The sequence below is a fragment of the Bacillus sp. IT-79MI2 genome (assembly GCF_949768135.1).
Taxonomy (GTDB): Bacteria; Bacillota; Bacilli; order Bacillales; family Bacillaceae_G; genus Bacillus_A; species Bacillus_A pseudomycoides.
In genome coordinates this window covers 20,562-32,143 of record NZ_CATKPV010000070.1, presented here as the reverse complement: position 1 = coordinate 32,143, position 11,582 = coordinate 20,562, and the positions used below count along the sequence as shown (strand labels likewise).

Genomic DNA, 11,582 nt, shown 5'->3' with positions numbered 1-11,582 from the left:
GGGTAGCACCAATATTTCGCGAATTTCGTACGCTAAAGGTGTCACTTTAGGAGATAATTTGCACTAATTTTAAGTGTTCTTTTGCGTCCGGAGTAAACATAATAAAGTTATCTGTGTAGATTTCGTAATTACTGGAGTAACAGTTATTAAGTTAAGATGTTCATAACTTAAGGAAAAACTGTATAGATTCTAATATTTATACATATTTGTTAAGTTATCCTTACTGTACTAATGGGGCGGGATAGTTGAAGAAGGAATTTGTATTTACTTCTAGAATATACATAATTAGGGAATGTGAAAGTTGGAGCTTAAATGGATAAGGGCAGTATTTTCGCCTTGCTCGGCTCCAATGGGGCGGGCAAGACAACGGTTGTCAAAGAAGATTACTTACGGAATAATGGTGACTTTGAATTTGATGAAACTGAGAATAAACGTTCGATGAACATATGGCTCTATGCTAAGTGCAGGACATATCTCGATTCTGATCACCCGTGAGTCATCTTTTTGATTACCAATATTCAGTCTCTTTAATGCATCGAACACTTTCAAGCATTGATAACAAAAGAGAATTTGTAGAACAATAGGGCTGATAAAAAAGTAAAGTGAGGGAAACCAAATGAAAAAGATAACAACAGAAAATTTTAGTTCGTCAGAAGATATGAAGAAAATGAGAGATTCATGATGGGACAAAACAACAGAGGTTTCTCCGAAACAGGGTTGCGCAAAATGCGCAACGTGCTGGCACGCCATGTCGATTCCGGGAAGATTCCTGGGCTTGTCGCCCTAGTCAGCCGGAACAATAATTTTCATTCTGTTCCTAAAAAATAAAAAGAGGTAAAAATTATGAACCTTCATTTTGAAGTAAAAGGTATTGGTAGACCAGTTATTTTTCTACATAGTGGAGCTATGGATTCTCGCGATTGGCAGTTTATTGCGCCACAGATAGCTGAGAAATCTTTTCAAGTAATTACACTTGATTTACGAGGTGCTGGAAAGTCTCCTGTTCCAACTGAGCCTATTGATTACGTAAAAGACCTAAGAAGCATTTATGATCAACTAGATATGAAAGAGGCAGTATTAGTAGGGCATTCCCTAGGCGGGCAAATTGCTACTGACTTTACACTAGCTTATCCAAATAAAGTATCTAAACTTATATTGATTGCTCCAGGTCTCTCTGGCTATCAATTTTCTTCTGAGTATCGAGCACTGGAGAAAAGGGCTTCGAGCGCAATTCCAGATGTTGAAAAGATGATAGATATTACATTAAGTGAATCTTCTTGGAGAATTCCAAAAGGTCCCACGAATCAATTGCTACGTCAGATAATGAGGGATAATATTCTATTTACTTGGGGAACACACGAAGTAGTTTCCTATTCTGCTATAGAAAGATTACATGAGATAGATGTAAGTACATTGCTATTGATTGGGGATAATGAATTGGATGATCTATTTCAAATTGCAGAACGATATAAAGCAGTCCCCGATATCCGTGTAGTTCATATAACCAATGCAAATCACATCATGACTTTAACACATCCAGAAGAAATTTCTAAGCATATAACCGACTTTTTGAATTAGTATCATTCCGTTCGAAAAAAATAGGTAGGACAGATTTGGGGCTCGCACTAGTCAAGCGATTAGTAGAGGAGCGGCAGGGGATGATTAAGATAGATAAAAATAAGAGTCAGAATGGGACGGAAGTCGAGATTGTATTCCCTCTTTACGACAACAGAGAGGATGAAACGTAAAAGTATAAGGAGTTTATTTGGTTGAAAAGAAATAGAAAATTTGAGGTGAAAACTTGTCTACTTGCAACGAATATTGAACCTTATTATAAGTAAATAAATTGGAGCCTTTCGAGTAAAGGTTTTCTCAACAATAGCCTACACCAAATAAATGCTGAGACGCTACAACAAGTCTTGTATATCCTTCATCTCAAAAGCAATCACAAATAATTTTAGGGATACTAAAAGTACTTAGTATCCCTTCTCTGACTTGCTGACTATGGGTTCTATATTAAAGAAAAAGGAGTTGCCAGTACAAGGCTCATGGTACAAGTACAATACCTCCTGCCAATAATAAGAAGAAACGTATTTTATCTAGGAATGAGGTATTTTCACGGTTTTTCGACCAGATAATGATGAAAAATATGGTCAACAAACATGTTGCTAGAGTAAAGAGTTGAATCAATAGCCAGATTACAGGTCTTCCGAGTAGGACGAAGCTCACTATTTGGCGCATAAAACATAAATAACGCTCGTTGACCATAAGTTAGTTCCTTATAAAATCGCTCTTGAATTTGAGAGATATTTGAAGAAGTTTGCTCAGCCACTCTGTTTTTATAGGTCTTAATAACCTATCCATTCCTTTAATTGTGTTCCGTTAACTTGATTTTCATGAATTTCAAAATGTGTTCTGTAAACAAACCCTACTGTATCCGATTTAATAAGTTAACGGAAGACATGTTCTGTAATGAATATAAACATAAAAAATAGCCACTTAAAAAGTGGCCGTTTTGTAACCCAGATCTTGCCGATATAAAAAATCTGACTTGGTTCCGTTACTTAGACTACAAGGAATATGAGAACAAAACATCGAATAAGAAAAATATGCTGGTCGCCTCTTGCTTGTTTACTGATAATGAGACAAACACCAATTTTCTCCGAACATCTTTCTCTTTCTAACGGAGGATAATTAAAAAATAGCAATCGATAAGAAACGGTATGATCTATAATTTTCTATATTTGGTAAAAATCCAAAATAAACCAAAGGAGATCAATATGAGAAAAGTAATTTTATTCATGCACGCATCGCTTGACGGATTCGTAGCAGGACCAAACGGAGAAATGGATTGGATTATTTACGATGAAGAATTGCAGAATTACGCAACAGAAGTACATAGTACCGTTGACACTGTTTTATATGGACGCGTAACTTATCAAATGATGGCAGGCTTCTGGTCAAATCTGCCTGAAAGCCTATTAGACTCGAAATACCATGTCGAGCATGCACACTGGTTGGGGAATGCAACCAAAATCGTATTTTCAAAAAGTCTGGATCAGGTTGAATGGAAGAATTCAAGGTTGGTCAAAGAAAATATTGCGGAGGAAACCTCTACACTCAAACAACAATCAGGTAAGGACATGATCATCATCGGTAGTGCAAGGTTTGCACACAGTCTTATGAAACTCGGCTTAATTGATGAATATCGGATTAATGTCAATCCTGTTGTATTAGGCGATGGAATGCCGTTATTTAAAGACGTTGAGGACAAGGTACATCTTAAACTTGAAAAAGCCCACACGTTTAATACTGGGGTCGTTGGACTTGTCTACCAGGCTGAGACAAAATAATGACCACTATAATCTCCTTTGTTACTTACGGGAACGAGGGAGTTCAATCACCCCCTTACCACGAGGCGGTTCTTCTTTTGCTTGAAAATCAACATTTAACGATAACAGAGCATTATTTTTTTAACAACTTTTTTCACTCAACACTATGTATTCTTGAGTTTTTGTGAGTGGCCCAAAAAAGAACGAATTCTTGCCTCACCCCAGAATCAGGATATCGCCTATATAACGCCACAGATCTTTCGCGGTTACAGCAAATTCTTAGTCTAAAAGATTTAGGATTAACGCTAGAGGAAATTAAATCGATCCTGGTCGACGATACGTATAACCCTATTGAAGTGGCGACTCTTCAAATAGAACGTTTAAGAGAAAATATAAGAGTTCAACAGAAGCTGTTAAAAGATTTACAAAATGTATCTGAGATTTTGCAAACGAAAGAGACATTGACGGTTCAAGATTTTACAAATTCAATTGGAATGATGAAAAAAAGTCATGAAAATTATTTTTACGGGCGCCAAAAGAATATGGAGCGACAATTTGATCGACTTGGCGAATTCCTTTCTAATCATCCGTCTCACCAAAAAAGGAGGAAGTGAGAATGAAAAAACACTTTGCAACACACGATACCTTTGTCATTGAAAAGGTGTATAATTTCACACCTGAAGTGGTATTCGCTGTATGGGCGGACCCAGAGCTTAAAGCAAAATGGTTCACTGAGGCGGAAGAGTTTGATTTTCGAGTGGGTGGACAAGAGATAAATCATGGCGGCCCTCCAGGAGGTCCTGTTTACACATTTAAGGCTCACTATCAGGAGATCATTCCTGACCACCGTATTGTCTATTCTTATACCATGGATCTCGATGAAACGCGGATTTCCGTTTCTGTAGCAACGGTCGAGTTTAAACAAATTGATGAAGGAACACACCTGATTTTTACCGAGCAAGGCGCATTTCTAGACGGCCATGATACAGCTGCAGTTCGTGAGCACGGGACAAGTATTTTGCTGGATCAGCTTGGTGAACAGTTAAAAAATAATCAAGAGTTAAGAGTATCCTCTGGGGTATCGAAGATTATTAACTCTCCTGAGCCAATCTCTGATCGTGAGATTGTCAACACACGTATCTTCAATGTGCCACGTGAAATCATGTTCAAAGCATTCAGTGACCCGAATCATTTGGAAAAATGGTGGGGACCCGAGGGCTTTACTAATACGTTTCATGAGTTCGATATGCGACCAAACGGTATTTGGCGTTTCATTATGCATGGACCCAATGGTGTAGATTATGAGAATAAATCCATCTTTTCCGAAATAATTGAACCTGAAAAGATTGTTATCCACCATCTGGGGCCAATACATGAATTTTTATTAACCATTACATTTGCTGAGAAAGAAGGCAAAACCGAACTTATATGGCAAATGCTCCACAAATCAGTTAATGAATGCGAAAAAGTGAGAAGTTTCTGTTACGAAGCCAATGAACAGAACTTTAATCGACTTGAGGCGGAACTGACTAAAATGGTTAACAGATTGCAACACTAATTTAATTTTATTAAAATAGGCGCTAACATAGAAATTTTACTTATTCAGGGTAAAGGGCGCTTTTCTTTAGTAGGAAGGCGTCCTTTTGATATGCCCCTACACATTAAGGGATTAGATTTTGTTAAGGAAAAAAAGATTGTGAAGATTTTCACTTACACTAACGGGTGCTTTAACACAATAAGGAATAAAATTAAAAATCCTAGAATATGCAAGTTTTTATACACTACTTTCTTATTTTAAGCTTTTTTATATTCATAAAAGATACTGCCGTTTACAGCATTTTTTAATTGCCAAATACAAAAAATATTTGGTTTTGTTCGTTCAAAATAATTACTACAGAAGAATTGTGGTATGTTGTGATTATTTATTGAATGAATTTTCGAGTGATTTTAATATTGGGTGTTTTTGCCCGTCCCCCGAAAAGGGGGAATAACAAAAAAAATGTAGAAAAACCTTATAAACCAAGGGTTTTGGATTACTGTTAAAAATAATTGTGTCAAAATGTATAGAATTCTACTGATATGTTTCAAATTTGATTTAGTTATAATTTTGAAACGGAAAAACTTAGTTTTTTAGTCATGTCATAAAGTGTATTTTTTGACATGATGTATAAATTTCTAATGAATTAAGCTAATTCCCCCATTTCGGGGATTTGGGCAAAAACACCCAAGTAAAGATACAATCAATGTAAAATATGATTTGTCTGTTGCATTACCTGTCGCAACAATTACACCTAAAACAGCCGAAGAATTTGCACAACGCTATATGAATCATCATACAGTAAAATTCCACCATCCAAGCGGACGTGAAGTAACAGTTAATATTCAAGTTGAATATTGCAAATGCTTGCCAGAGGGCGCCGCTGGTGCATGGGGAATTGTATATGATGAAAAAGGTAAAGTAATTAAACGTAAAGTAGAAACTACAGATGATAAGGTTACAGAGACAGACTTTGTTGATAAAACATTACTATCATTTGATATTGGCGCTGGTACTACCGAAGAAGTTGTTTCGCACGGTGTTAGCTTTAAACATAAAATGAGTAGAGGTTTACCTTATGGTGTCAAAGAAACATTAATTGATATTATCAAAGTATGGAACTTGAATAACAAACAAAAAACAATTGATAGCATCGCGGAATTCAACGCTATTTATCTAGATTCAGAACATCCTCGTCATACTCGTTTAAAAGAAGCATCACGCGGGGCATTATTAGGCTTAGCAAATCGAATTGCAACTGATATTATTAATAAAATCGATGATATGAAAGATGATCCATATGTATTCATTTATGGTGGTGGTGCCGCAATCGTAAAAGAAAGTTTACAGCAAATTTTAGAACAAAAAGGACGTTTAACAAATGTTATTTTCTTAAAAGATCCGTTATTCGTAAACGCACGTGGGTTGCTTGTATACACTTGCTCTCCACGATTTGAAGCTTTAAAAGAAAAAGCATTGACTCTTGCTGGTGAATAATAATGGCTCGTAAAGAATACAAACCAGGAGACAGAGCAAATGTCTATATCAAAAAAGACGTTTCACATGAAATGCTTGATTTTATTAATAAACAAAGTGATTTAACAATGTTCTTTTTGTATGCTGCACAACAACTCCATAAGCAAATTGGTAATACAGATGTAGCTGAAATTCTACCACGTAAATATAATTTTTCTTTAGATGCTGAAACAAAGCCTTTAACAATAAAGAAAGATGAGGAACAGAAACCTATTCCTTCATCAGATTTAAATCAAATACAAGTCGAATCAAACACAGAAATAGCGAAGCCTAGGGAAACCCATGAAGAACAAGAAGAGAAATCTTGGGGATCACTAAATGATTTAGACGATGATCCGTATGCATAATACAGTGAAATAAAAAGAGTTGTTCTTTTATAAGAGCAACTCTTTTTTATTAAAAATGACGAAGATTTAGAAGACCCTGATTTTTAAACGGAAGGATCTCCCTTTAGATAGAAATATAAAGGCGAGGTCCTTTTTGTTTGCTCCTAAAATGAGCGACTGTAAGCACAAGGAATAGAACCATGAAAGATGCCGTGCCATGAGAGCACGGCTACTGGACACATGAAATTAATGAAAAACTCCACTTATCTAACAGCACCTTATAATCTGGGACTAATGAGCTATAAATGAGCGGGTATGAATTTACCAAAGAAATAAATTGAAGTCGTGCATTTATCGCTCATAATTCACTAACTTAAGAGGAATGTAAATATCTGATTAAGAATCAAAAAATTAAAAGAAAGAAGCTTTATCTATATCTACAAAAGCATCCGTTTAAAATGTGAGCGGACGGGCGCCCCTCGCCCAATAGGAATAAGACTTTGATCTCGACAGCTCACATGCCGCCCAAAAGGTTCGAATTCTTACGGAGTATTCAAAAAACCACAGCCAAATAATGAAATACTCGGTTAAGTGATTTCAAGATCCTTCTTTTATTAAATAATATGCGGATTTCATTTAATTCCCAAAAGGTTTATATGTACAGCTAAAAGTGTTTAAAGAAAACAGTTTGAAAGCCTTGATAAAAAAAGAGTTTCACTTCAAAATTAAAGGAAGTCAGATTTTTTCTGTTTAATCTCAAAATGAGCGACAATGAACCAGGAGGGATAAAACAATGACAAATGCTATGCCACAAGAGCGCGCCTACTGGACACATGAGATATCCGAAAAACTCCAGATATCCAATAGCACATTAAAACGTTGGGCTAATGAACTCGAAATGAGCGGATATGAATTTACAAAAGGAGCAAATGAAAGCCGCGCATTCACCGCTCATGATCTATTAGCATTAGAAAAATACAAGTATCTAATCAAAAATCAAAAAGTTAAAAAGGAAGAAGCTGCATCTATTGTAACAGAAGAGTTTGGTGGAAAAATGAACGAACGGGCGCCCCTCGCTCACCAAGAAAATAACTTAATTCCAAGCAGCTCACAAGTCGCTCAGACAATTCAACTTCTTATGGAACAATTCCAAAAACAAGAAGAAACAAATAGGCAGATCCTTCAAGAGTTAAAATCAGCTAATGAGTTAAATAAAACTCTCTTATCACAATATGAACAACTAAAAAAAGAATTCGATGATATGCGTGAAACTCAAAAACTCATAGCATCCACACAAGAGCAAAAACAAGGATTCTGGTCTAAGCTCTTTTCTAAAAATAAAGACGTATGATGAAAACTACATCATACGTCTTTATTTTTGTTCTAACAAAACAAAATCCGATTCTTTGGATGGTTCTATCCCTAATTCATTTAATTTGGCTTCTAATGAAAGTATTTGCTTTTCAAATCCATCCTTTAAGGCAACGTCTGTAATTCGAATCACTTTCCATCCATCTGCTTTCATATATTTATCCCGTCTTCTATCCCGTTTGATTCCCTCTGGTGTCCGATGGAATGGTCCATCGATTTCTAGGTCTATTTTCGTACCAGTTGGAGAAAAAAATGCAAAATCTAACTTAAAACGTGTATTTGATACTTTATATTGTACAACTGGATGATATCCTCTATAACGTATTGCATCATATACTCGCTTTTCCAATTTATTGCTGCATTTCATCCGTTGCGGATCATTATACGGATTGTAACTAGATGAAGGAGAGGTAATTTGAGCTAAAAGAAAAAATATAATTGTGCAAGCCAATACAACTAATAAACCCATAATATTTTCACACTCCATTAAAAATATTTGAGCTAGTTCTCAAAATGTAATATGGCCAATCTCTTTTAATCACATACCCTTATACAGGTAAAATAAAAATGCCACTATCCTTATTATCTACGGATGGAGTATGCTGAATCTTTTTGGAAACCGCCTTGCAAAGATTTGTTGTATGATGCGTAAGTCAAATCTTTGCATTGTATGTATACCTCATTCCAGGCAAAAATATCAATAAATCGTTCGTGTGAATAATCTATGAATCTCATTTTTTCATATCCTTAATAACCCTAAGGTAAATTGAAGTGTATATAGGTTCATTTTCCTGTCCATACTTGTAAATAAAAAATCATGGGTATGGGAGTGAGGAAAATGTTTTTTCGCCATAAAAGAACCAATCTAAAAAAATGGTTAGATCGTCAAGGTATTGAGCAACAAGAGTTGGCTAAAAAATCTAAAGTGTCCGCTAAAACTGTAAGTAAGGCATGTAGAGACACCTCTTATATACCAAAGCCAGAGATTATGAGAAAAATATTAAATGCTATAAGAAAAGTTGATCCTCATGCAAAAATAAATGACTTCTGGGACATGTAAAAAGCACAAGAAATAGGGTCTTGTGCTTTTCTTCACTATTATAATTGTTTTCTTGTTGATCCAACTTGCACAGAAATTGGTTTTGCCTTTGGTTTCACTTGTTCAAGAAAATGCTGTATAGAAGAGGCTTGAAAAATACGGAAATTAGAACTTGAGATAGGATATTGAGAGTCTGTGAGAATGAGAAGGGAAGGAAATACAGTGGTATGTTTGGGCTGCCAGGATTCTTTTTGCCACTCCATGCTACGAAAATAGGCTTCATAGCGGTTTATCTTGGTTTGCATAACCGCCTTGCTATAAATTGATTTTTGTACTTCAATACAGAATGGACTTTTTCGCCAAATCGTAAAGATATCTGGTTCCATATATCCTTTTTTATATTTCGGTTCTACCTGGAATACTTTCGGTTTTTCTACCTTTAATAATTGTTTATACACATCTAAAATGGCTAAAAAATGCCGGATCTTTTGGCTATTTTTACGGATAGGACTTGGATAGGGGAAATATATATATGGACGCTGGGAAGTATCTACATCCACGTACTCTTCACGACATAAACGTTTCATGACAGTATTACAACAAGTTACCGCGTTCTTTAAATGTTTAAAATGAAGATCAATAATATCATCTCGTGACATGCAGCGGAACTGTTGTAAATGGCTTAGAATCTGTTTATCTCTATTCGTTGTCATCTTCCAACACTCCAAATACTTCTTGTGTTTTGCTCTCCAGGTCTTCATTTACAGCACTTTGTTCTTTGGATAAACGATACGGCTCTACAATCTCTTTCGCTTGATCTAAAGTTAAGAAAGGAGCTTGCACCTTGCGTAAACCATCTAACTTCAAAATCATTTGACCAGATTGTTCTAGGTTTTCTGATCCCGGCGTTCCTACAATGTTACTATTAATCGCATCCGCACATTTGAAGCCCATGCGTACAGTCATATTGAGCTTTAATTTGCCATTTAATACTTGTGAATCTGGACGTTGCATGGAAAGCATGAGGAATGTCCCCAACGCTCTAGAAACTGCTGATATTTTTTCTAATGTCGTCATACATTCTTTTTCATCTTGCAACATTGCCAATTCATCGATTGCTAGTAGGATATATGGTTTTTGATTATCAGGATTTAATTTGTTATATTCATCGATATGATCCACTTCATACTCTTCCATTAACTTTCTTCTTTCTTTGATTTCCTTCCACACTTTCTGAAGCATTATCTGCATTTCAATCTCTTCCATGCAAACCTCTTTTACATGCTTTACTCTCCGCAAAAAGTGGAACTCTGAATTCTTTAAATCTCCCAAGTATAGATGGAGTTGATCAGGTGACATATGCTGAATTAATGTAGATAATACAACGCGTACCATACTACTTTTTCCAGATCCTGTTTCACCTGCTATAAGAAGATGAGGTGTGTTAGAATCCACCATGTCGTACACAATCTTCTTACCAAACTGATCTCTTCCTACTACTACCGGAAGACGACAGCTCTTCAATAATGGTAACCATTGTTTATAACGATAATTATATTGCTTTAAACCAGCGTGAGAATGAAACACATGGAGTACAAACTTCTTAATATCGCCCTCAATCATAAGGTTTTTCCCAAGTATCTGTTGAAAACAAAACCATTTCTTTTGAATTTGAGCTGGATCCACGCCGTTAGGCAAGGTAAAAGTGTATCGTACACTTTCTTTTTCTTCAAACACATCATGAATCTTCGGGTATATAGGTATTTTCCCACCTCTTGTGACATGTTCCTCAAATAGCTTTGCTTTCTTGAATACCTCCTCTAATTGGTATCTATATTTTCGCTTTTTTAACCACTCTTTCACTGTTTCTCCCCCCTCTATAGCATGATGAAAATACGAATCAATACATAACCAATCAATCCCATTCCACCAAGCTTCATCCCATAATATAGACCGTCTGAAACGAGCTTTGCTGAAAAAACATGATTGTTTCGTATCAGGTATTTTTCCAACAATACAGCACCAATTGTCACGCCTCCTAAGATGCCCAACGCCATATACGTATTCGCAATAGGTTGTGGCATATGAAAAAAGGAAAATGGACTGATTGCGCCAATACTGTACAAATGTACAGATTTTTTTCTTTTATAAGACTGATCCATAAATGAACGAAATGAGATTACCTCTTTTTTAGAGAACATAGTCTTAGCTCCTTTAATGTTTATCAAAATGTGCGCAAGATTCAGAGCAATATTTCTTCCCCCGATACTCCCAAAACAACCAAGCTGATAAAAGGCATTTGCAATACTCACATGTTTCTTCTGTTGCCATCTTGTTGTTCATTACCTTTCCTCCCTTTATAAACACGACTCAAAAATGCCTACAAACATACAGAAATGAGTGATTTCTTTTGATAGTGCTATCATGATAGATTCTTTGGT

The 11,582-nt window shown here is 35.8% G+C and carries 12 protein-coding genes and 2 pseudogenes; 9 read left to right on the top strand and 5 right to left on the bottom strand.

What is annotated here, in order from left to right; translation table 11 throughout:
* Positions 1-681: 681 nt before the first annotated feature.
* The 8 genes and pseudogenes from ACM6HU_RS18115 to ACM6HU_RS18080 all read left to right on the top strand — a co-directional run.
* Positions 682-810 (top strand): annotated as a pseudogene (locus tag ACM6HU_RS18115) (serine hydrolase); the annotation flags it as partial.
* Positions 811-843: 33 nt separating this feature from the next.
* A complete protein-coding gene (locus ACM6HU_RS18110; protein ID WP_414848379.1) occupies positions 844-1,578 on the top strand; it encodes an alpha/beta fold hydrolase in 735 nt (244 codons plus the stop codon).
* A gap of 1,202 nt (positions 1,579-2,780) precedes the next feature.
* Positions 2,781-3,353 (top strand): dihydrofolate reductase family protein, encoded by a 573-nt coding sequence (locus tag ACM6HU_RS18105; protein WP_242227264.1) that lies wholly within the window; start codon positions 2,781-2,783, stop codon positions 3,351-3,353.
* A 167-nt stretch (positions 3,354-3,520) separates the two neighbouring features.
* Positions 3,521-3,946 carry a MerR family transcriptional regulator gene (locus ACM6HU_RS18100; RefSeq protein ID WP_097834502.1) on the top strand — a complete coding sequence of 142 codons (426 nt, stop codon included), beginning with the start codon at positions 3,521-3,523 and terminating at the stop codon, positions 3,944-3,946.
* A gap of 2 nt (positions 3,947-3,948) precedes the next feature.
* On the top strand, positions 3,949-4,890 hold the full coding sequence (locus tag ACM6HU_RS18095) for an SRPBCC family protein (RefSeq protein ID WP_098116822.1): 942 nt from the start codon (positions 3,949-3,951) through the stop codon (positions 4,888-4,890).
* A gap of 657 nt (positions 4,891-5,547) precedes the next feature.
* A pseudogene (locus ACM6HU_RS18090) lies at positions 5,548-6,366 on the top strand (peptide ABC transporter substrate-binding protein); the annotation flags it as partial.
* Positions 6,367-6,368: 2 nt separating this feature from the next.
* Positions 6,369-6,752 carry a hypothetical protein gene (locus ACM6HU_RS18085; protein ID WP_286117077.1) on the top strand — a complete coding sequence of 128 codons (384 nt, stop codon included), beginning with the start codon at positions 6,369-6,371 and terminating at the stop codon, positions 6,750-6,752.
* A 772-nt stretch (positions 6,753-7,524) separates the two neighbouring features.
* The gene (locus ACM6HU_RS18080) at positions 7,525-8,082 is read left to right on the top strand and encodes a MerR family transcriptional regulator (RefSeq protein ID WP_098634613.1); all 558 of its coding nucleotides are present in this window, start codon (positions 7,525-7,527) and stop codon (positions 8,080-8,082) included.
* A 21-nt stretch (positions 8,083-8,103) separates the two neighbouring features.
* Here the strand turns inward: ACM6HU_RS18080 and ACM6HU_RS18075 are convergent, their stop codons facing one another.
* Positions 8,104-8,574, bottom strand: coding sequence for an endonuclease domain-containing protein (locus tag ACM6HU_RS18075; RefSeq protein ID WP_414848380.1), 471 nt, complete (start codon positions 8,572-8,574; stop codon positions 8,104-8,106).
* Between the two features lie 366 nt (positions 8,575-8,940).
* Between ACM6HU_RS18075 and ACM6HU_RS18070 the strand changes: the two genes are divergently transcribed.
* Complete coding sequence (locus tag ACM6HU_RS18070; RefSeq protein WP_016132906.1) at positions 8,941-9,162, top strand: helix-turn-helix domain-containing protein; 222 nt, start codon at positions 8,941-8,943, stop codon at positions 9,160-9,162.
* Between the two features lie 38 nt (positions 9,163-9,200).
* Here the strand turns inward: ACM6HU_RS18070 and ACM6HU_RS18065 are convergent, their stop codons facing one another.
* Genes ACM6HU_RS18065 through ACM6HU_RS18050 form a run of 4 tightly spaced genes read right to left on the bottom strand, consistent with a single transcriptional unit; the run spans position 9,201 to position 11,484 of the window.
* A complete protein-coding gene (locus ACM6HU_RS18065; RefSeq protein ID WP_414848378.1) occupies positions 9,201-9,854 on the bottom strand; it encodes a hypothetical protein in 654 nt (217 codons plus the stop codon).
* Positions 9,841-11,004: an FtsK/SpoIIIE domain-containing protein gene (locus ACM6HU_RS18060; protein WP_414848377.1), complete on the bottom strand. Its 1,164-nt coding sequence runs from the start codon at positions 11,002-11,004 to the stop codon at positions 9,841-9,843. Before ACM6HU_RS18060 ends, ACM6HU_RS18065 begins: the two co-directional genes overlap by 14 nt.
* A gap of 14 nt (positions 11,005-11,018) precedes the next feature.
* Complete coding sequence (locus ACM6HU_RS18055; protein WP_414848376.1) at positions 11,019-11,342, bottom strand: hypothetical protein; 324 nt, start codon at positions 11,340-11,342, stop codon at positions 11,019-11,021.
* Positions 11,343-11,355: 13 nt separating this feature from the next.
* Positions 11,356-11,484, bottom strand: a complete 129-nt coding sequence (locus tag ACM6HU_RS18050; RefSeq protein WP_255851991.1) for a hypothetical protein — start codon at positions 11,482-11,484, stop codon at positions 11,356-11,358.
* Positions 11,485-11,582: the final 98 nt, after the last annotated feature.